This window comes from Hymenobacter humi (assembly GCF_042665855.1).
Lineage (GTDB): Bacteria > Bacteroidota > Bacteroidia > Cytophagales > Hymenobacteraceae > Hymenobacter > Hymenobacter humi.
In genome coordinates this window covers 1,971,860-1,995,193 of the sequence record NZ_JBHTEK010000001.1, presented here as the reverse complement: position 1 = coordinate 1,995,193, position 23,334 = coordinate 1,971,860, and the positions used below count along the sequence as shown (strand labels likewise).

Genomic DNA, 23,334 nt, shown 5'->3' with positions numbered 1-23,334 from the left:
CTTTTCCTGCTCCTGTTAGGAATGGCCGTCGCTCCGTTGGCGCAAGCCCAACGGCGGCCCACGAAAAGCACTCCGGCCGCTGCCAATCTGCCCGCTGATACCGCTAGGACCGGTGCCCCGGCTAGTCGCAAAGCCGGTTCTGCGAAGCCAGGAGCTAAGGCGGCCCGCCCGGCCATTGCTCCCGGCTCTTACCGGGTGGCCAGCCTGAGCAACCACACGCGCCGCAAGCTGCGCATGCGCCGCGACGGCACCCCGGACTTTGTCAAAATCAATGAATATCAATTTTTCGAGAACAAAAAGTCTCTGCGCGCCATTGCCAAGGCCGAGCGTCGGCATGACTACCGCTCGGCGCGCGTGCTGCTCGAAAAATATGTAGCTCAATTCGGCACCACGAATTTTGCCCGCAACACCGACATGCTCTGGCGCCTGGGCCAGCTGCTGGAGCGCGAAAACCAGCCGGAAAAAGCCAAAGCGTACTACCGCCTCGCCCTCAAGCACCACCGCACCGACATCACCAAGGTGCAGCTCTACTACGATTCGCTGGAGCAGAAAAACCAGGACCTGTACGTGCCCCTGAAAACGTACTACGACATCGTGGAGTACCGCAAGAACATCAACACGTTTCACCCGCCTCGGGGCGTGTACACGAGCATGGGCGACGGCATCAACAGCAAGCTGCCGGACTACGGGCCCGCGCTGAGCGGCAACGACTCCACCATTATTTTCAGCAGCAAGCGCAAGCGCCGCGGTATCACGGGCGTCATCGACGAAGACCTGTACACCTCGCACCGAGAAGGCATCAACTGGTCCGATGCCGAGCCGCTGCCCAAGCCCATCAACTCGCCCAACAACGAAGGCTCGGCCTGCCTGAGCAAAGACGGCAAAACGATTTTCTTCGCCCGCTGCGAGTGCGCCACCTGCCACGGCAACTGCGACTTGTTTACGGCCACCAAGGGCAAAGACGGCAAGTGGAGCGCCCCCAAAAGCCTCGGCACGGCCGTGAACTCGCCGGCCTGGGACTCGCAGCCCACCCTCTCCCAAAACGAGGACACACTCTACTTCGCCTCCGACCGCCTGGGCGGCTTCGGGCTTTCCGACATCTACTTCACCCACAAGCTGCGCAACGGCGAGTGGAGCCAGGCCCAGAACGCCGGCCCGGTGGTGAATACCCGCGAGAGCGAGGTGAGCCCCTTCTACCACCCGCTCTACCACGTGCTGTACTTCAGCTCGCGCGGACAGCTGCTCAATTTCGGCGACTTTGACATCTACAAAACCTACCGGGTGCAAGGCCTCTGGCAGGAGCCCAAAAACATCGGCCCGCTGGTAAACGGCAAGGGTTCTGAGTATTACTTCACTATCGACCGCGACAGCAAAAACCTCTACTACGCCCGTTCCGAAGCTCAGGACCTCAACAACCTGGACCTCTACTCCTTCCCGCTGCCCATGGAGGCCCAGCCCCTGGCCACCACGCACGTAGAAGGCACCTTGCTGGACTCGGTATCCAGCAAGCCGCTCAAGGGCATTGTGAGCATCATCGATACCGACAACGGCATTGAGGTCGCCAGCAAGTTCATCCGGCCCGATGGCACGTTCGACTTTGAGCTGATTGAGGGCTCGCACTACGCCATGCTCATCCAGAGCACTGACTTTTTCTCGGTGGAAAAGCAGTTTGAGCTGAAGGGCGACACGGTGATGACGCTGCTCACCAACAGCATCGACTACAAGCTGCCGCTCATTTTCAAGAACATCGAGTTTCAGCAGGGCAAGTCGGCCATTTTGCCGTCTATGCACACCACGCTCGACCGCATTGCCATTTTCCTGGTCGACCACCCCACGTTCCGGCTCAACATCGGGGGCCACACCGATACCAGCGGCGACCCCGACGTGAACGAGCAGCTCTCGCAGGACCGCGCCGAGGAAATCCGCAAGTACATCGAGCGCAAAGGCAAGCTCAAGCCCGACCGCATCGAAAGCCTGGGCTACGGCTCCTCGCGCCCCCTCAAAGACGAGCTGACCGAAGCCGACGCCCGCGTGAACCGCCGGGTAGAATTTCGGCTCATCAAGCCCGAAAATGAAAAGCCCGTCGAGGGCGGTGGCGAGTGGAAATAAGGCGCGGCCCGGCGCCCGGATTTCTCTGAACCACCAAAACCAGCCACCGCAGCCAGTGCGTAGAGCTTGCACCCGCGTTGGCACCCGCGCGTGTTGAATTCAGCTCCTTGTGATAATCAGCCACATTCCGGACTTTAGTTTGCAGTACGACGCCGCGCTGGGCCTGCTGCGTCTGGAATGGATTTCCGGCGAGGGCACCAAAACCCTCCGCACCAGTGCCGCGCAACTGCTGGACCTGGCCCGCCAACTGACCGTGCGCGCCCTGCTCATCGACATGAACAGCGTGCCCAATATTCCGGTAGAAGACGAACTGTGGCTGGGCACCCACTGGATGCCCAATATTGTGCAGCTGCCGCTGGAGCATCTGATACTGGCCATCGACAGCAACCGCATTCACAACCAGTTGGCCATCGACGCACTTCACGATTTGGTGCAGCCCAGCATCCGGTTTGAGTCGCACTATTTTTCCGATGCCGCTTCGGCTATGCACTGGCTCACCGAAGGCACAAGCCGGCTCCCCGCGCTGCTGGCCGAGTGGCACGCCCGGTAGCCGGGCCCCTACTCCACCGCCGTTACCCGCACCGCCTTGCCGTTGAACACGGCCTCCTCCACTGCCCGCAGGCCCTTGAGCGCCAACGCCACCGGCGCCGCGACCGATACGGCAAACACCTCGGGAGCGCCGTCCACCGCCAGCTTGCCCGCGCTGATGCTGATGTAGAACCGGCCCATGCTGGTGGTCACCAGCGCGCCGGGCCGCACGGTATCACAAGGCGCCTCGGGGCTGATGCGGGCCACTCAACTTGCAGCTGCTGGGCCTGCTGCATATGCGCGGCGTTGCGGTCGCGTTCGGCGTTGGCCATTTCGCGGCCGGTTTCATACTTGTCGCCGGCGCTGCTCTTGGTTTCGGAGCTGGAAGATTCCTGGGCTGCCTGCATGGCCGTGCGGGCCGCGTCGATGCGCTCCTGAATGAAGGCTTGGCAGGCGGCATGGAGGGCGCGTTTTGGAAGAGGCATCAGACGCTAAAGAAAATGATAGTTCCCGCCAAAGAGCCCACTATCGAAGCTAATGCAGCTTTGCGCGCCACCCAATAGGCCGTAGTAACAGGCAGCGAAATACTCCAAGCGGCAAGCAGATTAATCAGCATAAGTAGTTAGGAAGTGTTAACAGTCACGGAGCCACAAAACGGTCGCCGCCAAATGAACAAAGGCCAAGAAATGCGCATCGAGCTTGTCGTAACGGGTGGCCACGCGGCGAAACTGCTTGAGGCGGCTGAAGAGTCGCTCGACGGGGTGGCGCTGGGCGTAGCGGGCCGCGTCGTAAGCCCGCGGGGTGCGGCGCTTGCACCGGGGCGGAATCACGGCGCAGGTGCCGCGGGCGGCGAGCGCGGCCACGAGCGGGTCGGAATCGTAGCCGCGGTCGGCGACGAGGTGCGTCGGGGCCAGCCCCTCGAGCAGCGGCAAGGCCTGCGGGGCGTCGTGGCGCTGGCCGGCTGTCAGCCGGCAGCGCACAAGCCGCCCCTGCGCATCGGCGGCCACGTGCAGCTTGCTGGTCAAGCCGCCGCGGCTGCGCCCGAGGGCTTGCGGTCCGTTTTTGCGCGCGCCGCTCGCGTGCTGGTGGGCCCGCACGGTGGTCGAATCGACCAGCAGCGTGTGCAGCGCGTCGTCCTGCTGCACGGCCGCCAGCACCCGGGCCCACACGCCGGACGCGGCCCAGCGCTGGAAGCGCGTGTACGTCGTGTGCCAGTTGCCCCATTCGGCCGGCAAGGCCCGCCAGCGGCAACCGTTGCGCGTCAACCAGAGCACCGCCTCCACGAAACGCCGGTTGTCGTGGCCCCGGCCCCCGCTCGTGCCTTCTCGACCCGGCAGCAGGGGCGCGATGCGTGCCCACTGCGCTTCCGTTAGCAGAAAATCCATGCTCCAATTTACTTCTCACTGTTAACACTTCCTAGTTAGCGCAAGTCCAAATGAGACGAACGCACCGAAACGTCCAAAAAAGTTCTTCATCAAATGCTGCTTTAATTCTTGGTGCATCTCTGGAGTTCCCAAATAAAAAGCGCAAGAGAGAAAAGCCACACAGGCAAAAATTAGCCCGACCGCGACGATATTAAATATTCTCAGGGGCAAGAGAAGCTTGGACACGAAAGGATAGACTGTTAGCTTATTTCCGCTTCACTTTATTGAGGTTACGTAAATCGGCGGCGTCTTTGGCGCGGCCGGTACTGGCTTTGTTCTTGCGCAGGTCGGCCAAGCTGATGAAATTGATGGGAACGCCGTCCCAAACAGTCGCCTCAAGGGCCGGAAAGCAGTCGGAGAAGGTTACGCCGTCCACGTCGTTCAGGATATCAATCCGAACCGGCGCCACGCCGAGTTGAATAAAATGCCCCGGCTGCAAGAAATCGGCTTCCCGGTACATGTTTCCAAAGCCAAACGCCTGCATCACGCGCACCAGCCGGGCCGCGTTTTCTTCGGAAATTTCGACCCACACATCGATGTCGCCAGTCTGGCGGATGTAGCCGTGGTAGGCCACCGCATAGCCGCCCACCACCATATACCTAACGCCGTGCGCGTTTAACAACTCGATAAACTCTTTGTAATCTTGGTCCAGAGAATTGGCTAGGGTCATGGCGGAAATAGAACCATAAAGAGTGGGCACGCAAGTATTCGAGCGCATCAAGGCGTTCCTGCGGCGTTTTCGTGAGCCAGTATGCTACGTCTTCCGCATCTTGGTCATGGTGCAGTAGCACTTTCCGGGTAACGGTTCTATCGAGGCGAGGCATGCTGAAAGTTACGAATTTCTAGCCTGCTTTAGCCAAACCCTCCGCTACCTTCCTATCATTTCCCAGCCGCGGCACCTTGTTCTGCCCGCCCAGCTTGCCCAGGCTTTTCATGTACCGCTGAAACGCCCCCACCGGCAACTGCGTGAGTTGCAGCGGCGCCAGAATATTCCCCTTGCGCAAGTCGTCGTAATACGAGTTGCGGCGGCGCAGCGCGGCATCCAGCGCGGCGGCAAAAGCAGCAGCATCGCGCGGCGGGCGGGCAAATTCCATTAGCCACTCGTGGCGCGAGGGCGTGGCGGGGTCGTCGCTCACCAGCGGCGCCACGGTGAATTCGATGACCTCCACTTCCGGAAATTGAGCCATGGTTTCGCGCAGCGCCTGCTCCACTTCCTCGCCGATGACGTGCTCGCCGAAGGCAGAAAGGAAGTGCTTGATGCGGCCGGTGACTACCACGCGGTGCGGCCGCAGGCTCACGAAGCGCACGGTATCGCCCAGCGAGTAGGCCCACAGCCCCGCATTTGAGGTGAGCAGCACGGCGTACTGCTTATCCAGCTCAACATCGGCAATGGTGAGGCGGGGCGCGTTGGGCTCGAAAAACCGCTCGGCGGGGACGAATTCGAAGAAGATGCCGCTGTTGAGCAGCAGCAGCAACCCCGGGTTGCCGGGCTCGTCCTGGAAGGCCAGGAAGCCTTCGGAGGCCGGAAACAGCTCAATACTATCCACGGGCCGGCCGATGCTTTCGAATAGCTTGGCGCGGTAAGGCTCGAAGTTGACGCCGCCGTAGACGAACAGGTTGAAGTCGGGGAATATGTCCTTGATGGGCCGGCCGGTGCGGGCGGTGAGGCGGTCAAAGTACATCTGCACCCAGGGCGGAATGCCCGAAATCAGGGTCATTTGCTGGCCCAGAGTTTCGTCCACGATGCGCTCGAGCTTGGTTTCCCAGTCTTCGATGATGTTGGTGGCGTAGCTGGGCAGCTGGTTGCGGCGCAGGTAGGCCGGCACGTGGTGGTTGGCAATGCCCGAAAGCCGGCCGGTGCGGATACCATGGTGCAGTTCCAGCTCCGGCGAGCCCGACAGGAAAATCAGCTTGCCATCGAGAAACTGGCTGCGGCCGGTGCGGTAGATGTAGTGAAACAGCGCATCGCGGGCGCCTTCGATGTGGTTGGGAATGCTGGCCCGCGTGATGGGGATGTACTTGGTGCCGGAAGTGGTGCCGCTGGTTTTGGCCAGGTACAGCGGGTGGCCGGGCCAGAGCACGTCGGCCTCGCCGGCCTGGGTGCGGTCAAACCAGGGTTTGAGGGCTTCGTAGTCGCGCACGGGCACCTGCCGGGCCAGGTCGGTGGGTGTGCGCACGCTGCCCAGGTCGTGGGCGCGGCCAAACGCGGTGCCGGCGGCCGTGGCCGTGAGCTGGCGCAGCAGGTTGAGCTGGGTGGCTTCGGGCCGGTGCTGCCAGCGCTGGTAGCGCCGGGCAATGTACCGGGCCAGCGGCCGGCTCAGCGCAGATTTCAATCCCATAATCCAAATAAAAACGCCATTTGAGGGGCTGCGAAGGTACGTTGGCGGGGTTCAGCGGTTTGCGGGCGCGGCAACCCCGCCAACTTGTGGCCGTTAGGCATGTTTCCTAATCTCAACAATTAACTCACCAATTACCAAAGCATCATGGCAGACCACAAAGGCACCGCCGCCTGGACCGGCGACATCAAAGGCAGCGGCACGCTCACCACCGAAAGCGGCTTGCTCAACGCCCCTTACTCCGTCGGCAGCCGCTTCGAAGGCAAGCCCGGCACCAACCCCGAAGAGCTCATCGGCGCGGCCCACGCCGGCTGCTACACCATGTACCTGGCGGGTGCGCTCACCCGGCACGGCCACCAAGTGCAGAGCATCAACACCACGTCGACGGTGACGATGAACCCCAACAACGGCAACCCCGTCATCGAGCACATCCACATCAGCACCGAAGGCCACGTGAGCGGCGGCAACATCACGTCCGAGGATTTCCAGAAGCACGCCGAAGACGCCAAGGCCAACTGCCCCGTTTCGAAGCTGCTCGCCGCCGTGCCCAAGATGACCCTGGAAGCCAAGTTTGTCGGCTAAAGGACGCCCCAAACTGGGCCTTGAATAGAACGTCATGCTGAGCGGAGCGAAGCATCTTTCCCGTGTAAGTAATTACTCTCGTGGTAAAGATGCTTCGCTCCGCTCAGCATGACGTTCTTCCTTTCCCGAGCCTTTTTTCGTTCGCCACTGAGGCTCCTGGATTTCCGCACGGCCGTTCCTGCTTTCCGCACTAAATTTGCCCCATGCCCACTGGTACCACTCGCATCCGCCTTCGCCCCGCCAATACTTCCCGCATTCCCTTTTGGGGACAATTAGCCATCGGCGGCTTTTGGCTGGCGTACGTGCTGTTCTCCATGTGGGGCGACACCAACGCCAACGACTATCACTTCCTGCACTGGGTGTTCCTGGTGTTCACGTTTGTGTACATCGGCTACGTACTGGTGCACAATGCGCCCATTTTTGGCACCCAGAGCTACCTGGAGTTTGCGCCCGGCTACCTCGTGCACAAGAGCGGCCTCTTCCGGGCCAAGCAAGTGTTTGCCGCCGAGAAAATCGCCGCCCTGGAGCTGCGCCCATCCATGCTACGCGTGCAGCAAAAAGACGGCGAAGTGTATGCCCTGAACCTGCGCGAGGTGAAAGGCAAGATGCGTAAAAACCGCTTCCGGGAGCAGGTGCGGCAATTTGCCGCCAAGCACGGCGTGCAATTGGTAGAAAGCAATTCGGCGGCTACCGCCTAAAACGCCCGCGCCCTACTTTGCGAACTTCTTCCGGAGCTCTTCTACCTGCTCGCGGAATTTCTTGTCCGAATCCACCAAATCCGACACCGTCTGCACCGAGTGCATCACGGTGGTGTGGTCGCGCCCACCGAAATGGAAACCGATGGTTTTCAGCGTGTGCGCGGTGTGGTGCTTGGCAAAGTACATAGCCACCTGCCGGGCCGTCACCACTTCTTTCTTGCGGGTTTTGTCTTTCAGCAGCTCCACGGAGATGTTGAAATAAGCGGCCACGGTCTTCTGAATGAAGTCGAGGTTGACCTCGGCTTCCACTTCCTCGATGATGTGGCGCAGGGCCTGCTTCACCATTTCCAGGTCGATGTCGCGGCGGCTCAGGCTGCTTTGGGCCACCAGCGAGGCAATCACGCCTTCCAGCTCGCGCACGTTGGTGTGCACCGAGTTGGCGAGGTAGTCCACCACGTGGTCTGGCGGAATGTCGATGCCGTCCTGCTCCATCTTGTTGCGGATGATGGCCACCCGCGTCTCGAAGTCGGGGCTTTGCACATCGGCCGTCAGGCCCCACTTAAAGCGATTCAGCAACCGGTCTTCCAGACCCTGCAGGTCCTTGGGCGGCCGGTCGGAAGTCATCACAATCTGCTTGCCGGACTGGTGCAAGTGGTTGAAGATGTGAAAGAACATCTCCTGCGTCTTGCCCTTGTTGGCCAGAAACTGCACGTCGTCGAGAATGAGGGCATCTACCTGCAGGTAGAAGTTGGCGAAGTCCTGCACCTGCGCGCGCTGCACGCTGTCAATGAATTGGTTCGTGAACTTCTCGGCCGACACGTACAGCACAAACCGCTCGGGCGCGGTGGCCTTGATGTGGTTGCCGATGGCCTGCACCAGGTGCGTTTTGCCCAGGCCCACGCCGCCGTACACCATCAGCGGGTTGAAGCTGGTGGTGCCGGGCTTGTTGGCCACCGCGAGGCCAGCCGAGCGGGCGAGGCGGTTGCAGTCGCCCTCAATGTAGTTGTCGAAGGTGTACGAGCCGTTGAGCTGCGACGGCACGAGGTTGCCGTCCATAGGGCGGGCCGTGTCGAAGGGGTTGCGCGGCGGGGCCATGGTGTCGGCCGACTGGTTGTTGATGCCAAAGTTGCCGCGCGGCGTGGTGCGCACCGCCTGCGAGTTCACGTAGCGCGCCGAGGCGGCCCGGCCGCTGCCCGCCAGCGGGTTGCCCACGGTACTGGGCATGGGCTGGGGTGCGTCGCGCGGGTCGGGCGCCGAGGTTTTGCGGGAGGGCGGCAGGTGCAGCGCGCGGGGCGGGGCCTGCTCGTTGCCCTGGTCCACCACCACGCTGTATTCGAGCCGGCCGTCGGTGCCCAATTCTTTGAGCAGGGCGCGGCGCAGCTCGTCCACGTAGTGCTCCTCCAGCCAGTCGTAGAAATAGGCGCTCGGCACCTGAATGGTGAGCACGTTGCCCTTCAGGCTCGACCGGCACGATGGGCTGAAACCACGTCTTAAAGCTCTGCTCCCCGATTTCCGCCGAGATGCTGCGCAAGCAGCCAGCCCAAACCGTGCGAAAATCTTTGAGCATAAGTGCAGTTAGACAACAGCCGGGTGCGGACCGGGAGCGAAAAAAGTAATAAAAGCAGGCGCCCGAAAGCAGCCCAATTTTTTAGAGGGGCACAAAATTGTGGAAAACTCCGCACTTAAAAAAGCCGCGGCTTCCTTGTTTTTGTCGTGCTTTTAACAGGCTGCCCGTACCGGCACCACGGAGGCACTGGCTAAACCGGCCCGTTTGGTTTTCGGGGAAAATTCATAATCCAGTCTTCCCAAATTTATACCCGACCAGCCCACCTGGTTGATGAGCGTGGAGCGGCCATCGGGGCTGGCAATGGGCTCCGGGGCATCCATGAAGGTGTGGGTGTGCCCGCCCAGTATTAGGTCGATGCCGGCTACCTGGGCTGCCAGCTTGCGGTCGTCGAGCTTGGCGCTTTCGTACTTGTAGCCCAGGTGCGAGAGGCAGATAACCAGGTCGCACTTTTCGGGGCCGCGCAGGCTGGGCGGCCATCTCCTTGGCCTTGGCCACGGGGTCGAGGTACACGGTGGCGCCAAAATTCTTGTCGCCCACCAGCCCGGCCAGCTCAATGCCCAGGCCGAACACGCCGATGCGGATGCCCTGCTTCTCAAACACCTTGTAGGGCGCAAAACGGCCGGCCAAAGGGGTTTTCGAGAAGTCGTAGTTGGCAATCAGGAACGGGAAGGTGGCGTTTGGCAGCTGGCGCTGCAGGCCATCGAGGCCGTTGTCGAAATCGTGGTTGCCCAGGGTGCTGGCGTCGTAATTCATCTGGCTCATCAGCTTGTATTCCAGCTCCCCGCCAAAGAAGTTGAAATACGGCGTGCCCTGGAAGATGTCGCCCGAGTCGAGCAGCAGCACGTTGGGTTCCTTGCTGCGGATTTCCTTCACGAGGGCCGCGCGGCGCGCCATGCCACCCAGCCCGGCCCACTGCCCGCCGTTGTCGGGAAAAGGCTCGATGCGCGAGTGCATGTCGTTTGTGTGCAGGATGGTAAGCTTGACGGGCGCTTTGGCAGCGGCAGCGGCTTCGGCCGAATTGGCCAGGCCGCCCAGCACGGTGAGGCCGGCGGTGCCGAGCAGGGAGTTGCGGAGAAATTCGCGGCGAGTAGTCATTTTGAATGAGGAATGAAGAATCAGGAAGGAAGAACTAAGCGGAAAGGAGGAATGAAGCGTTTCGCACGGTATGCCAATTCTTCATTCCTCATTCTTCATTCTTAATTAGCCTTAACACGGCCTTCCACCTGGGCCGTCACGGGTTTGCCGGCCTTGGTGAGGCCGCGGATGTAGTCGGCAATGGCGTTGCGCAGCAGGATGTTGGTGTGGCGGGGCGTGAGTTCCTTGAAGAACACCATGTTGTCGCCGCCCGAAGCCAGGTAATCGGAGATGGCAATGGGCCAGGTTTTGTTCTGGTTGGCGTCGAAGGGCTGGCCGCCGATGCGGATGTCCTTGGGCAGGCCGTCGAAGGTGACGGTATAGGTCGCGCCTGACACCGCCATCTTGATGCGGGCCGCGTACTCAAACAGCCGCTGCACTACCGGGCCGGGCGCGTCGAGCACCACCAGTTCGTTCTCAAACGGCATCAGCTCAAACACCGAGCCCAGCGTAACCGGCCCGGCCGGCAGGCCGGCGCGCAGGCCGCCGTTGGTCATCACACCCAGCGGAACGGGCTGGCCCAACGCCTGGCTGGCGCGGGCACGCTGCAAGTCGGCCACGAAATTGGCCAGGGGCGACTCGCCTGGCATTTTCACCAAGGCCGACGGCGCATTGCCCAATACCTCCTGCATCTGGGTGGTCACCTTGTCGTGGTAAGGCGCGATGAGGGCCGCCGCGGCGGGGTCCTCGGCCTGGGTTTTGCCCACGGTCTGGCTGGTGACGGGCGCAAAGTGAGCCGTGGGCGCGTAGGCCGCACGCTGGCAGCCGGAGGCCAGGGCCAGCACTAAGGCGGGAACAAGGGAGAAACCTAAACGACGGAAGAGCATGAGAAAACGTAAACAAAGGGGACAGTAAAACACTGCCGTGAAGTTCAATACCAGGGAAATGGTTACTTGGTCAGGTCAAAGCTAAGCAGGCCGTAAAGGTGCAGAACGCTAACTCCGATTTGCTGGCTGTTGCTGAAGCCATCGGTCTGCTCGGCGCGCATTAAAAAGGAAAGGGCATGTCCGTCAGCAACGTGAGTACTTAACCCCAGGCCGGCCCCTATGCCTAGCTGGTTGCGGCGAAAAGAATCACCGGTGGCGCCTTCCAGAGTCTGGATTTGGGAGTACTTGCCATTTCTGTCCATTTGCTCAGCGGTGGTATTGTTTTTCACTGCGTAGGCTACGGTGAAACCTATCTCAGCTACCGGCACCACTTTGCCCCGGGGGTAAGTGTAGCGTACCATCACGGGAAGGCGCAGGTAAGCGACGTCGAAGCGGTGGCGGAAGCGGAGCCCAACAAAACCGTTGGAATTTCTACCGTCGCCTTCAATCTCATACTTTTCGGGCTCGTAGAGCAGGCCCACCCCAGCGACAGCCGCTGGCTCACGCGGCTCGAGCTCACCTGGAACACGGGCCCAACTGCTAGCCCCGAATGCGTTTGATGGGTGGTTTCGCCGTCTTTGTATGGAAAGCCGGTGTAAGACAACCGATGCTGAACTGCTCCAGCCATCAGGCCCCACGTTACGTGTGTCGTTGTAGCGCCGGGCTGGGGCCGTAGTGGTTGGTAGCCGGCGCAGTCGCTGTTATACAGGCTTACTATTTTGCGCAGGGCGTTTTCCTGAAACGGCAAACGCGGCAACTGGCCCTGCACCACCGGGCACCCGGCCAGGGCAGCAGCCAGCATGTTGCGGTAGGTTTTCTGCTCCCGCATGTAGGTCTGGCCATTCTTTACCTCCTGCTGCATGCCGTGCTCCAGGGGCGCGAGCGGAAGCTTGGCCGAGGCCACGTAATACATCTCGCGCTGCTCAGAATCGCGCATGAAGAACAAGCTGGCGGGCCCGTCAACCAGTATTTCCAGGAAGTATGGTTTGGATGCCGCCCCTCCCACCGCTACGGGAAGGCTGCGATAGTGCCTGTTCTCGGCCGTCAGTCCGTACCCTTTCAACTCAGCGGGCGAGTAGGTGGTAACGGGTGCTTCTGCCGAAGTCCGGAACCGGGCGCGTTGCGCATTGAGCCGGCCCTCGCGGGAGTCTACTTCCCCGTGCAACGTGTCACCGGCCAAGGGCAGGACGTATCCGGGGCGAAAATTGGTTTGGGCCTGGGCATCGTGGGCAAACGATAGAAGAAAGCCGTAGGAAACAAGAAACAGGTAGTTATTTCTCAAAATTCAAGGATAAAAGGTCAGCGTATTACACTGCCGTGAAGTTCAATACCAAGGAAATGGTTACTTGGTCAGGTCAAAGCTAAGCAGGCCGTAAAGGTGCAGAACGGTGGTGGTAATACTGGGGCTTTTGCTGAATCCATTGGCCGCTTCGGCTCGCAACAGCAAAGACATGAAGCGTCCGTTTACCATGGTTCCCGCCCCTACCCCGGCCCCAACGCCTGTCTCGAGGGCGCGGAAGCTCCGGCCGGTTGTGCCTTCAACGGTGGTAGCTGAAGGCTTAAAAGCCTTGGCGTAGGAATCGTATTGCTCTGCCCTGGTGGTTTCTTTTATAGCGTAAGCTACGGTCAAGCCGGCTTCGGCAAACGGCATCACTTTGCCGCGGATAAACTTGTAGCGCACCGTGAGCGGCAGGCGCAAATAAGCCAGGTCGAAGGCGTGCCGAAACGCAGGGGCCGGGAAGCCGTTGTTGCTAATGCCGGTGCCCCCAATCTCAAATTTTTCGGGTTCATAAAGCAACGCTGCGCCGAACGATAAGCGCTGGCCCAGCCGGCCCGAAGTATAGCGTAGCGTGGGTCCCAGGGCAATGCCCACGTGCGTTTCACGGGCGCTCCCGCCCTTGGGATAGGGAAAGCCGTCGTACTTCAGGGTTTGTTGAGCCACTCCGGCCATCAGGCCAAAAACCAAGTGCGATTTGGTAGCAGTAGACAGGGGCTTGATGGGCACGTAGCCAGCACACTCGCGGTTGTAGGTGCCGACCAGGTTAATCAGTGTGCTTTCCTGAAACGACAGCGTCGCGAGTTTTTTCTCCACCACTGGGCAGTTCGTCAGCACGGCCCTTAAGGTATTGCGGTAACCCGTCTCCACTACCGTAGTGGGCTGGTTGTTGCGCATTACCTGTACCAGGCCGTGCTTAAGCAGCGCCAGCGGCTGATTTGGCAGGCCCACCAGATAATGCTCCCCTGCGTGGCATCGCGGAAGAAGTACAAGCTAACCGGGCCTTCAGCCAGAACCTCCAGGAAATAGGGCTGGGGCGAAGCCGTTTCTATCACGGCCACGGGCATGGCGCGGAAGTACCGCGTGTCGGTGCTGAAGCCGTAGCCCCGCAGCTCCGTGGGCTGGTACGTCACGATTTCGGCTTGGGCATTGGGCCGGAAACTGCAGCGCTGTGCGCTGAGCCGCCCTTCCCGAAAATCGACCTCCCCACGCAGGGTATCGCCGCTGAGGGGCAGTACGTATCCTGGCCGAAAATTGGCCTGCGCCCAGGTGCTGGTGCTTTTCAGTAGAACAGCAAGCAGCAGGAATGTAAAAGAAACGGGTAGAGTATTCTTCATGCTGGAAAAGGGAAGTAGGTAGATTTTATCAATAAAACAACTTGGGGCATTACGTGGAAGCGCAAAGCTACGGTAGCGGGTATGGCGGACCTTCCCGACGACATGTTTTTATATTCCGGCAGGGTTGCGCCCGGCTTTGAAAAGCTGGAAGCTTTGATGCACCAGCATATTCAGCAACTGAAACCAAGCCAGTACCAGCACATTGGTGATGAACGGATGTATTGTACAGCCGCTTGTGCGGGGCAGACGGCTCTGCACGGGCCGCTTCGGGGCCCACGCGGTATCTTTCGGCCCCTTTTGGGCGGTTGCGCGTATTAGTTGGGCACTGCCGCATTGCCAGCAGCCGAAGCGTTTCATTCTATGTCTGATATTCCCGTAGCCGCACCTGTTTCTTTTGCCGAGTTTCCGGCCGTGACCACTGCCGAGTGGCAGGCCCGCCTGGCCCGCGACCTGAAAGGCCAGGACCCCGCCACGCTGCGCTGGCCCCTGCCCGATGGCTTCATCTTGGAGCCTTTTTACCACCGTGAGGCCCTGGCCGCGCTGGGAGGCCCGCCAGCGCCTCTGTCTCACCCGCAGGCACCGTGGCTGAATGTGCCCGCCCTGCACGTGCCCGAGGGCGAAGGCCGCGTTGAAATCGACCAGGCCGTGGCCGCCCTGGCCAACGGCGCCGACGGCATCCACTTCGTGCTGACGGACGCCAGCGCGTTTGCGGTGCACTACCTGGCCGAGCAGCTGCCGCTGGAGCGCACCTACATCGGCTACACCGTGATGGCGGGCCCCGACCAGCTGCTGGCTCAACTGGTAGACGCGGCCCCCGGCACGTCGCTGCGCGGGTTCCTGCGCTTTGCGCCCGGCGCCATGCCCGAGGGCGCCGAGCCTGGCCGACTACCGCACGGCCCTGCGCCGCTGCATCAGCCTGACGGCGGGCATGCCCGATTTCCAGGCGCTGGCCGTGAACGGGGCGTTTTTTGGCAACCGGGGCGCGACGGCTACCCAGCAAATTGCTTTCAGCCTCAACACCGCTGCGGCCCTGCTGGCCGAGCTGCCCAACGACGAAATCACCCTCGCGCAGGTAGCGGCGGCGCTGCATGTGCACGTGGCCATCACGCCCAGCTATTTCCCCGAAATGGCCAAGCTGCGGGCGCTGCGCCGGCTATGGGCCACGCTGCTGCACGCTTTTGGTTTGCCCCCGAGTTGAGCCAGAATCTGCGCATCCACGCGCAAACCGCTTCCTGGACGCAGACGACGCTCGACTCGCACACCAACCTGCTGCGCCACACCACTGAGGCCATGAGCGCCGTGCTGGGCGGCGCCGACACCGTGTCGGTAGCGCCGTTTGATGCGCTGTATGCCGTGCCCAACGACTTTTCGGCTCGCCTGGCGCGCAACCTCTCGGTGCTGCTGCGCGAAGAATCGGCCCTGGGCGGGGTGCAGGACCCGGCCGCGGGCTCCTACTTCGTCGAAACGCTCACCGACCAGCTGGCCCGCGAGGCCTGGGGCTTGTTTCAGCGCATGGAAGAGGCCGGCGGCCTGCCCAAAGTGCGGGCCGAGATGCTGGAGGAAGTCAAGACCGTGGCCACCGACACGTTCCGGCGCATTGCCAGCGGCCAGCAGGTGGTGGTGGGCACCAACCGGTTTCAGAATCGGGCCGAGCAGTTCAGCTTCCACCCCAAGAAGCTGCTGCGCTCGGCGGCCTTCGATGTGACTCGGGCCACCTACCCTACCGAGGTGCTGCGCCTGGCCACGGCCCTGCACTTTGAGCGCCGGGAAAAGAAAAGCAAGCGCGCGGCCGTGGTGCTGCTGGGCACCAATACAAACCAGGTTATTCTGGAGTCGTTCCTGAACATGCTGCAGCCCCACGAGCGGCCCGAGATTGCGGCCAGCCACCCCAAGGGCACGCTGTCGCTGCTGTACTCCTCGCCCGAGGAAGCCACGCTGATGTACGCCACGCCCGAGCAGTTTCAGCGCTTCGCCCGCTTCATCTACCAGATTCCGACCGAGAAGCAGGTGTTCATCCCGCCCACGCTGCTCAGCTCCGACATGCCCACGCTGCAGGAAGCCGTGCGGGTTTTCGGCTTCCAGGAAATGAAGGTGCAGGGCTACACCACCGAACAAGTGCTCGACCGCCTGCAGGGGCGGTAATTTTAATGAGCAATGAAGAGTGAGAAATGAAGAATGGGGTTGACCCCTGCTTCATTCCTCACTCTTCTTCCTCGCCATGCAAGAGTGACGGTTTCATTCCTCACTCTGCATTCCTCATTCTTCATTGAATCAAAATGAAACCCGATTTCTCCACCATTCCCTACGACGCGGCTCCGGCGCCCAGCGCCGCTGCCGTTGCTGCTAAAAACGCTGCCACGCTCACGCCCGAGGGCATTGCGGTGAAGCCCGTGTACACGGCCGACGACATAGCCGGGCTCGACCACCTGGGTTTTGGGGCGGGGCAGGCGCCGTACCTGCGCGGGCCCTACGCCAGCATGTACGTGCAGAATCCGTGGACCATTCGGCAGTACGCCGGCTTTTCCACGGCCGAGGCCAGCAACGCCTTCTACCGCCGCAACCTGGCGGGCGGGCAAAAAGGATTGAGCGTGGCGTTTGACCTGGCCACACACCGGGGCTACGACTCCGACCACCCGCGGGTGCAGGGCGACGTGGGCAAGGCAGGCGTGGCCATCGACTCGGTGGAGGACATGAAAATCCTCTTCGACCAGATTCCGCTTGGCGAGATGTCAGTGTCGATGACAATGAACGGGGCCGTGCTGCCGGTACTGGCCTTCTATATAGTGGCGGCTGAGGAGCAGGGTGTGACGCCCGAAAAGCTGGCCGGCACCATTCAGAACGACATTCTGAAGGAGTTCATGGTGCGCAACACCTACATCTACCCGCCCGCGCCGAGCATGCGCATCATCGCCGATATTTTCAGCTACACGGCGGCGAATATGCCCAAATTCAACTCCATTTCCATCTCGGGCTACCACATGCAGGAAGCCGGCGCTACCGCCGATTTGGAGCTGGCCTACACCCTGGCCGACGGCCTGGAGTACGTGCGTGCCGGCCTCGCCGCGGGCATGAAGATTGACGAATTTGCCCCGCGCCTGTCCTTTTTCTGGGCCATTGGCATGAACCACTTCATGGAGATTGCCAAGCTGCGCGCCGGCCGCCTGCTCTGGGCCAAGCTCATGCAGCAGTTCAACCCGAGCAACCCGAAAAGCCTGGCCCTGCGCACGCACTGCCAGACCTCTGGCTACTCGCTCACCGAGCAGGACCCGTACAACAACGTGGCCCGCACCGCCATCGAGGCGCTCGCGGCCGTGCTCGGCGGCACCCAGAGCCTGCACACCAATGCCCTCGACGAGGCCATTGCCCTGCCTACCGACTTCTCGGCGCGCATTGCCCGCAACACCCAGCTCTACCTGCAGCATGAAACCGACATCACCAAAGTCGTAGACCCCTGGGGCGGCTCCTACTACGTGGAAAGCCTCACCCACGAGCCTGGCCGACAAGGCCTGGGCCCTCATCCAGGAAGTGGAGGAGCTGGGCGGCATGGCCAAGGCCATCGAAACCGGCCTGCCCAAGCTGCGCATCGAGGAAGCCGCGGCCCGCAAGCAGGCCCGCATCGACTCGGGCAAGGAGGTAATCGTGGGCGTGAACAAGTATAAGACCACCGAGAAAACGGAGGTGGAAGTGCTCGACATCGACAACGACGCCGTGCGCACCAGCCAGATTGAGCGGCTCAACCAGATACGGGCCACCCGCGACACGGCCGCCGTACAAGCCGCCCTAGCCGCCCTCACGGAAGCCGCCCGGGCGGGTAATGAAGAATTAAGAATGAAGAATGAGGAATTAACGCCGGACAACTCCTCATTCCCTATTCCTCATTCCTCATTCAATTCAAAGAATCTGCTCGCCCTTGCCGTGGATGCCGCCCGCGTGCGCGCCACGCTGGGCGAAATCTCCGACGCCCTGGAAGTGGCTTACGGCCGCCACCAGGCCACCACCCGCACCGTTTCGGGCGTTTACAGCAGCGAAATGGACTACGACCAGGAATTTGCCAAGGCTCGCACTGCCGCCGAAGAATTTGCGGCTCGCGAAGGGCGCCGCCCCCGCATGCTGGTTGCCAAGATGGGCCAGGACGGCCACGACCGCGGCGCCAAAATCATCGCCACCAGCTTCGCCGATGTGGGCTTCGACGTGGATATTGCGCCCCTCTTCCAAACGCCCGCCGAAGTAGCCCGCCAGGCCGCCGACAACGACGTGCACGTGGTGGGCGTGAGCAGCCTCGCCGCCGGCCACAAAACCCTGCTCCCGCAGTTGCTCACGGAGCTCAAGCAGCTCGGCCGCGAGGACATTCTGGTCATCGCCGGCGGCGTGATTCCAGCTCAAGATTATCCGTTTCTGTACGCAGCCGGCGTGGCCGGCGTGTACGGTCCGGGCACGGTGATAGCGACGGCGGCGCAGGAGATTCTGGGGAAGCTGGGGGAATAGTTCAGGCAATTGTAAAGTCCCTTCACTCCAGGTGCTGCAATAAATATAAATTACTATTCCTCAGCACACAATGCTTTAATCCAAAGACGCAGGCGCTAAAAGTAGTAGCTGAAGTAAGGTCTGATAAACGCAAAAGTTAAGCTGCTGACAGATTGGATAAGCACTTTCTTTACGTCCTTATACAAAAGCTATATTTCAATGCAACTGATTTTGCGCCATTGCCTCCTGGCCGGTTTATCAGGCTCATTGCCCGCGATGGCCCAGCAGACGACTCCCCTCCTTCTACTACTGTGAGCCTGGGGCTGTCGGCAGGGTCAGCCATTCTATTTACCCCGATGAGTCCGACCCACTTGGACTTAGGCGGTGTTTCTCAAGTTCGTACCAATGCCAAGGCAGGCTGGCTTACTGGCACCGGTAAAGAAGCCTACTCGATAAACCTGTTCTCGCGCCTGGCCCGCGGCAAGTGGTTTTTGCAGCCGGAAGCAGGATACCAATCTTTGCTCTCATCGCCAATTGCGTATGAGGATGACTACCCCAATGGTTTCGGAGGAATCATCACCGCAGGCAGGGAGGACTTCCACAATTTCCGGTCCGACCAGCTAGGTCTGGGAACATTAGCTGGTTGCTATCTGGGGGCTGGAGAGCATTTCTATGTCTTGGCGGGTCCCTCCGTAGGCTTTCGCGTGGGTGGCAGTGATTACGGCACTTCACGGACGGAGCTGGGCAATGAAATAAGAGCCAGCCTGAACCGAGCGCCCGCAACGACTCGATTTTTTGTACAGGGCGGCCTCGGCTACTGGGGCGTGGCGAGGCACCTGGATTTTGAGCTGCGCTACCTCCACGGCCTTACTCCGCTGGTACGGAGCGTTACGTTTCGAGACCAAAAATATGCGTTGAAAGCGCAGGCCCACATGCTGCTGTTAACAATGGCCTTTACTTACGATTTTCGACGCAAAGTCACGGCTGCCACCCCTTGAATCTATCTTGATTTAGCAAACCCACCCCTGAGTCCCTCCCCATCCTCGACCGCCTCAAAGCTGAACTTGATGCTTTGCGGCCGCTCGCTTTGGAACAGGAGGAATGGCTGATGCAGGAATTGCGGCTGAAATAGCTGTAAGTTGGCCGGGCAAACCTCAACCCGCCGGCCGCTATGAACATGCATCTTCTCAGCCAAGCCCTTATCGGCCTGGTGGCGCTCATTCACCTCTACATTTTGTGGCTGGAGATGTTTGCCTGGACCACCCGCGGGCCGAAGACGTTTCGGTCGTTGCGGCCGGAGCTGTTTGAGCCCACCAAGGTGCTGGCGGCCAACCAGGGGCTCTACAACGGCTTTCTGGTGGCGGGCCTGGTCTGGTCGCTGCTAATTAAGGACCCAGTCTGGCATTTCAACGTGGCCGTTTTCTTTCTGGCTTGCGTGGTGGTGGCCGGCCTGTACGGAGCCTTCACGGCGGGGCCGCGCATTCTGCTGGTGCAATCGGTACCGGCCCTGCTGGCTCTGGCGGCGTTGCAATTAGCCCAGGCGGAGGCCGCCGGCCGCTTGCCGGTTATCACCCAGAAAATTCAGGGGGTTCACTAAGGCCACGCTTCGTTGTGCCCGGCCGCCTCAAAGTGGGCGCTTACACCGCAGCCCACTCCGCAACAGAACGCCCGGTGATGCACAAGCTTCACCGGGCGTTCTGTTGCGGAGTGGGCTGCTGCCTTCCGTCCGTTGCATTTAAGGATTACATCCCGGCCACGGCACCTTTCTGGCCTTGCGTAACTGCCTTGTAGGCGTTGATGCGGCCATAGCCATAATAAGGGTCGCGGCCGGGCTTGCCCAAATCATCAGCCGACGCGCGCAGGATGGCTTCCACCTGCGCGGGGTCCATGTGGCCGCCGTTTTTGCCGATAATGAGGGCGGCCACGCCGCTGGCGTGCGGGGCCGCCATGCTCGTGCCGGCCAGCCAGGTGTAGCCACCGTTGATGTCGGTGCTCAGCACCATGTCCATGGCCCAGGTGTAGCCATAAAAGCCCGCCATGGTCGTCACTTCGGTGAAGTTGGAATAGGCATAATCGCCGCCGGGGGCAGCAAAGCTCACCGCCGGCGTGCCGTAGTTGGAGTAGGAAGCAAAGCGGTCCAGGTCGCAGGTATTGGGCGACTTAGCCCAGCCCATGGGGCCGGTGGCCGAAATGGAGATAACGCCGGTGGCATCGGCCGGAATGCGCACCCACGACTGGTCCTTGTTGCCGTCGTTGCCCTCGTTGCCGGCCGAGGCAATTATGGTGACGCCGCGCTTGGTGGCGTAGCTCGTGGCTTTGCTCAGGGCCACCAGCAGCTCCTGCGTGGCCTTGGTGTTGTTGATGGTGTTGCCCTGCTCGTCGAGGTACTTGCCGTTGCGGGGCAGCGAGGCCACCAGGCTCATGTTGATGACGTCGGCGTTGTGGTCGGCGGCGTAGATAATGCCGTTGATAACCCAGGAGAAAGAGCCTTCGCCGGCGTCGCCGAGCACTTTCAGCAGCATGAGTTTGGCTTTAGGAGCCACGCCAATCACGCCAATGCTGTTGTCGGCCGCGGCGATGGTGCCGGCCGTGTGCGTGCCGTGGCTGGAACCCAGGCCGCGGTACTGCGCATCCTGGTCCTGGCCGGGCAGCATTACAAACGAGGCGCTGCTGATGATGTTGGGCTGCAAGTCGGGGTGCGTCAGGTCGAAGCCCGTGTCCAGGTCGGCCACTACCACGTCGGCGCCTTGGGCGCCGGTGCGCCAGGCGGCCGGGGCCTGAATGGCCGTCAGGCCCCACTGAAACGGCAGAAACGGGTTGCCGGTCGGGTTGGCAACTCCCGTCTGGTGCGAAGCGGGCAAAGCGGCCGTGCGCTCCTGCCGGGCATCGAAGGCCTGAAACAGGCAGTCGTTTATCACGGTGCGGACGCCGGGGATTTTGGCGGCTTTGGTAGCAAAATTGGGGTCATCGGACGTGGCCATGGCCAGGCCGGCTTCGCCGAGCAGCGAGGTCACGGTGCCGTTGGCCTGCTTGGTTTGAGCGGCCATGCCCGCGGGCAGGGCGTCGCCCGAGGCGATGATGATGTAATGCTTGGAACGCAGCTTTACCGCATTGGCCAGGGCCGTCCCGGGGCGGCGCCTTGCGCGCCGGCCGCGCTCAGCGAGGGCGCAGGGGTTGGGTCTTGCTTGCTGCACCCGAATGCGGCGAGCAGGCTTAAACCGAGGACAGGAATGATGCGGTGGGTAAAGGATTTGGCAACCATGCGGGATAGAGAAAATGGATAATGTGGATAAAGCAGTAGCAACTTATCGCGGGCGTTGTAGCGTAATCCAAGTTAAATGGTTTTGCTTATTTCAACTAATTATTTTCACAAATAGCAGGTAACAGCCAATATGTTATGAGCATTTCATAAACTAACATCGGCCTTAGATGTAAGCAGAACACTCATAACTAGCGCACTACGTTCTTCATTGAAAAATATGAATTTTACTGAATTCAGTTTGTCATTTTTTAGCAGGAAAATATTCGCTTAGAGCATTTTTACTTGCTCTTTAGCTCAAGCATTAGGTATCAGTAGGGGCTTATCTTTACCTGGTGATATCGACCCTACACTACTTCAGCAACGCGGCAGCGGTCATTTCCTACGCGCCGGCGAGCTACATCCGGCTCGAGTGGCTGTCGGCGCCGGCTACCGTGGCCGAGCTCCGCTCTATCTACGAGCACGTGCTGCGGGCCATGCAGCACCACCGCGTCATCCGCCTGATGAGCGTGCACAACCAGCGCCCGCCCATACCCCCGGAAATCCAAACCTGGCTGACCCAGGAATGGCTGCCGCGCGCCGTGGCGGAAGTTGGCTATAGGTATTGCGCCGTGGTGGAAGCCACCGCCCCACTTAGCCGGCTGGCGGCCCGAGCCATCGGCACCGGCATGAAAGGACTATTGAGCTACGAGTATTTCGAAACCGATGCCCTGGCCGACGCCTGGCTGCGCCAATAATACAGCCCACTAGCGGGGCTGCGGGATAGTCGCTCGGCCCCACTTGCTGCCTGCGGGCAGCCCAATTCCAAAGGGACACGTTAAGGCAACTGGGTTTTCACTTTAGCCTCGTTCCCCATGGATTTACAACTCACCGATAAAACGGCCCTCGTTACCGGCTCCACGGCCGGAATTGGGCTGGCCATTGCCCGCCGCCTGGCAGCCGAGGGCGCCGAAGTCGTGCTCACGGGCCGCACCGAGGCACGCATTCAGCAGGCCCGGGCCGCTATTCTGGCCGAAACCCCGCAAGCCACGGTGCGCGGCGTGGCCGTCGATTTTGGCAAAGCCGAGGAAGTGGCCGACCTGCTGCACAAAGTGCCCACCGTAGACATACTGGTGAACAACGTCGGCATTTTCGAACCCAAGCCCTTCGTGGAAATATCGGACGAGGACTGGATGCGCTTTTTTGAGGTGAACGTGCTGAGCGGCGTGCGCCTCTCCCGCCATTATTTCCCGATAATGCTGGCCAGCAACTGGGGCCGCGTCCTGTTCATCTCTAGCGAGTCGGCGCTCCAGATTCCACAGGAAATGATTCACTACGGCACCACCAAAACCGCCCAACTTGCCGTGGCCCGCGGCCTGGCCGAGCTCACCAAAGGCACCGGCGTCACGGTAAATTCCGTGCTGCCCGGCCCCACCGCCTCCGAAGGCGTCGACGAATTCATCAAGAAAATGGCCGCTGAAGGCAAAACCAATGAAGAAGCCGAGCACGACTTCTTCCAGAACGACCGGCCGTCGTCGCTGCTCCAGCGCTTCATAACCACCGACGAAGTAGCCAGCATGGTGGCCTACTTGTGCAGCCCCTGGCCGCCGCCACAAACGGCGCCTCCATGAGGGTAGACGGCGGCGTGGTACGCAGCATCGGCTAGCGCCGGCTTTGGCTGGAAGTCATTCTAAGTTAACGGCGCAGCGAGGCTGCCGAAAGTAAATTTCCTGTAGCCGCAGGCAACTCGAACCGGGGCGCCCGCATCTGGCGCT

22 protein-coding genes and 3 pseudogenes are annotated in these 23,334 nt (G+C 61.0%); 10 read left to right on the top strand and 15 right to left on the bottom strand.

All coding sequences use genetic code 11. The annotated features are described in order from the left end of the window. Nucleotides 1–21 precede the first annotated feature (21 nt). Nucleotides 22–2,109, top strand: coding sequence for an OmpA family protein (locus ACFQT0_RS11190; RefSeq protein WP_380202774.1), 2,088 nt, complete (start codon nucleotides 22–24; stop codon nucleotides 2,107–2,109). Nucleotides 2,110–2,218: 109 nt separating this feature from the next. After that, a complete protein-coding gene (locus ACFQT0_RS11185) occupies nucleotides 2,219–2,659 on the top strand; it encodes a hypothetical protein (protein WP_380202772.1) in 441 nt (146 codons plus the stop codon). Between the two features lie 8 nt (nucleotides 2,660–2,667). Here ACFQT0_RS11185 and ACFQT0_RS11180 read toward each other — a convergent pair whose 3' ends face one another. The 5 genes from ACFQT0_RS11180 to ACFQT0_RS11160 form a co-directional block, all read right to left on the bottom strand. Then, nucleotides 2,668–2,850 (bottom strand): hypothetical protein, encoded by a 183-nt coding sequence (locus tag ACFQT0_RS11180; RefSeq protein ID WP_380202770.1) that lies wholly within the window; start codon nucleotides 2,848–2,850, stop codon nucleotides 2,668–2,670. Further along, entirely contained in the window at nucleotides 2,847–3,122 is a 276-nt protein-coding gene (locus ACFQT0_RS11175; protein ID WP_380202768.1) for a hypothetical protein, read from the bottom strand. The genes ACFQT0_RS11180 and ACFQT0_RS11175 overlap by 4 nt, the downstream gene beginning before the upstream one ends. Before the next feature lie 147 nt (nucleotides 3,123–3,269). Next, nucleotides 3,270–4,022 (bottom strand): IS5 family transposase, encoded by a 753-nt coding sequence (locus ACFQT0_RS11170; RefSeq protein WP_380199736.1) that lies wholly within the window; start codon nucleotides 4,020–4,022, stop codon nucleotides 3,270–3,272. A 244-nt stretch (nucleotides 4,023–4,266) separates the two neighbouring features. Further along, nucleotides 4,267–4,731, bottom strand: coding sequence for a nucleotidyltransferase (locus tag ACFQT0_RS11165; RefSeq protein WP_380202766.1), 465 nt, complete (start codon nucleotides 4,729–4,731; stop codon nucleotides 4,267–4,269). 172 nt (nucleotides 4,732–4,903) lie between these two features. Further along, nucleotides 4,904–6,400 (bottom strand): GH3 family domain-containing protein, encoded by a 1,497-nt coding sequence (locus tag ACFQT0_RS11160; RefSeq protein WP_380202764.1) that lies wholly within the window; start codon nucleotides 6,398–6,400, stop codon nucleotides 4,904–4,906. A gap of 144 nt (nucleotides 6,401–6,544) precedes the next feature. On the opposite strand from ACFQT0_RS11160, the gene ACFQT0_RS11155 reads away from it, so the two are divergent. Beyond that, nucleotides 6,545–6,979 (top strand): OsmC family peroxiredoxin, encoded by a 435-nt coding sequence (locus ACFQT0_RS11155; protein WP_380202763.1) that lies wholly within the window; start codon nucleotides 6,545–6,547, stop codon nucleotides 6,977–6,979. A gap of 203 nt (nucleotides 6,980–7,182) precedes the next feature. Further along, complete coding sequence (locus ACFQT0_RS11150) at nucleotides 7,183–7,677, top strand: hypothetical protein (protein WP_380202761.1); 495 nt, start codon at nucleotides 7,183–7,185, stop codon at nucleotides 7,675–7,677. Nucleotides 7,678–7,689: 12 nt separating this feature from the next. On the opposite strand, the gene dnaA is transcribed toward ACFQT0_RS11150, so the two are convergent. The 9 genes and pseudogenes from dnaA to ACFQT0_RS31640 all read right to left on the bottom strand — a co-directional run bounded on the left by dnaA (nucleotide 7,690) and on the right by ACFQT0_RS31640 (nucleotide 14,214). Continuing rightward, nucleotides 7,690–9,135 carry a chromosomal replication initiator protein DnaA gene (gene dnaA, locus ACFQT0_RS11145; RefSeq protein ID WP_380205985.1) on the bottom strand — a complete coding sequence of 482 codons (1,446 nt, stop codon included), beginning with the start codon at nucleotides 9,133–9,135 and terminating at the stop codon, nucleotides 7,690–7,692. Between the two features lie 43 nt (nucleotides 9,136–9,178). Continuing rightward, a pseudogene (locus ACFQT0_RS11140) lies at nucleotides 9,179–9,244 on the bottom strand (hypothetical protein); the annotation flags it as partial. 152 nt (nucleotides 9,245–9,396) lie between these two features. Beyond that, nucleotides 9,397–10,339 (bottom strand): annotated as a pseudogene (locus ACFQT0_RS11135) (bifunctional metallophosphatase/5'-nucleotidase). A gap of 101 nt (nucleotides 10,340–10,440) precedes the next feature. Then, nucleotides 10,441–11,163, bottom strand: a complete 723-nt coding sequence (locus tag ACFQT0_RS11130) for a 5'-nucleotidase C-terminal domain-containing protein (protein ID WP_380202759.1) — start codon at nucleotides 11,161–11,163, stop codon at nucleotides 10,441–10,443. A gap of 104 nt (nucleotides 11,164–11,267) precedes the next feature. Next, nucleotides 11,268–11,720 (bottom strand): outer membrane beta-barrel protein, encoded by a 453-nt coding sequence (locus tag ACFQT0_RS11125; RefSeq protein WP_380205984.1) that lies wholly within the window; start codon nucleotides 11,718–11,720, stop codon nucleotides 11,268–11,270. Further along, nucleotides 11,606–12,526: a hypothetical protein gene (locus tag ACFQT0_RS11120; RefSeq protein ID WP_380202757.1), complete on the bottom strand. Its 921-nt coding sequence runs from the start codon at nucleotides 12,524–12,526 to the stop codon at nucleotides 11,606–11,608. The genes ACFQT0_RS11125 and ACFQT0_RS11120 overlap by 115 nt, the downstream gene beginning before the upstream one ends. A 60-nt stretch (nucleotides 12,527–12,586) precedes the next feature. Beyond that, nucleotides 12,587–13,471, bottom strand: a complete 885-nt coding sequence (locus ACFQT0_RS11115) for an outer membrane beta-barrel protein (RefSeq protein WP_380202755.1) — start codon at nucleotides 13,469–13,471, stop codon at nucleotides 12,587–12,589. After that, nucleotides 13,417–13,857 (bottom strand): hypothetical protein, encoded by a 441-nt coding sequence (locus tag ACFQT0_RS11110; protein WP_380202753.1) that lies wholly within the window; start codon nucleotides 13,855–13,857, stop codon nucleotides 13,417–13,419. Before ACFQT0_RS11110 ends, ACFQT0_RS11115 begins: the two co-directional genes overlap by 55 nt. 108 nt (nucleotides 13,858–13,965) lie before the next feature. Further along, complete coding sequence (locus tag ACFQT0_RS31640; protein WP_449272060.1) at nucleotides 13,966–14,214, bottom strand: hypothetical protein; 249 nt, start codon at nucleotides 14,212–14,214, stop codon at nucleotides 13,966–13,968. Between the two features lie 3 nt (nucleotides 14,215–14,217). Here ACFQT0_RS31640 and ACFQT0_RS31635 point away from each other — a divergent pair, with 3 nt between their 5' ends. From ACFQT0_RS31635 to ACFQT0_RS11080, 4 genes and pseudogenes are all read left to right on the top strand, one after another. Continuing rightward, complete coding sequence (locus ACFQT0_RS31635; protein ID WP_449272059.1) at nucleotides 14,218–15,999, top strand: methylmalonyl-CoA mutase family protein; 1,782 nt, start codon at nucleotides 14,218–14,220, stop codon at nucleotides 15,997–15,999. A gap of 134 nt (nucleotides 16,000–16,133) precedes the next feature. Continuing rightward, nucleotides 16,134–18,342, top strand: a pseudogene (scpA, locus tag ACFQT0_RS11090) (methylmalonyl-CoA mutase). Nucleotides 18,343–18,632: 290 nt separating this feature from the next. Further along, nucleotides 18,633–19,319 (top strand): outer membrane beta-barrel protein, encoded by a 687-nt coding sequence (locus ACFQT0_RS11085; protein WP_380202747.1) that lies wholly within the window; start codon nucleotides 18,633–18,635, stop codon nucleotides 19,317–19,319. 179 nt (nucleotides 19,320–19,498) lie between these two features. Continuing rightward, a complete protein-coding gene (locus tag ACFQT0_RS11080) occupies nucleotides 19,499–19,918 on the top strand; it encodes a DUF1304 domain-containing protein (RefSeq protein ID WP_380205982.1) in 420 nt (139 codons plus the stop codon). A gap of 145 nt (nucleotides 19,919–20,063) precedes the next feature. Here the strand turns inward: ACFQT0_RS11080 and ACFQT0_RS11075 are convergent, their stop codons facing one another. After that, nucleotides 20,064–21,515: a S8 family serine peptidase gene (locus ACFQT0_RS11075; RefSeq protein WP_380202745.1), complete on the bottom strand. Its 1,452-nt coding sequence runs from the start codon at nucleotides 21,513–21,515 to the stop codon at nucleotides 20,064–20,066. A 400-nt stretch (nucleotides 21,516–21,915) separates the two neighbouring features. Between ACFQT0_RS11075 and ACFQT0_RS11070 the strand changes: the two genes are divergently transcribed. Both ACFQT0_RS11070 and ACFQT0_RS11065 read left to right on the top strand, forming a co-directional pair. Next, entirely contained in the window at nucleotides 21,916–22,317 is a 402-nt protein-coding gene (locus tag ACFQT0_RS11070; protein WP_380202743.1) for a hypothetical protein, read from the top strand. 117 nt (nucleotides 22,318–22,434) lie between these two features. Continuing rightward, nucleotides 22,435–23,190, top strand: a complete 756-nt coding sequence (locus ACFQT0_RS11065) for an SDR family NAD(P)-dependent oxidoreductase (protein ID WP_380202741.1) — start codon at nucleotides 22,435–22,437, stop codon at nucleotides 23,188–23,190. The last annotated feature ends 144 nt before the right edge of the window (nucleotides 23,191–23,334 follow it).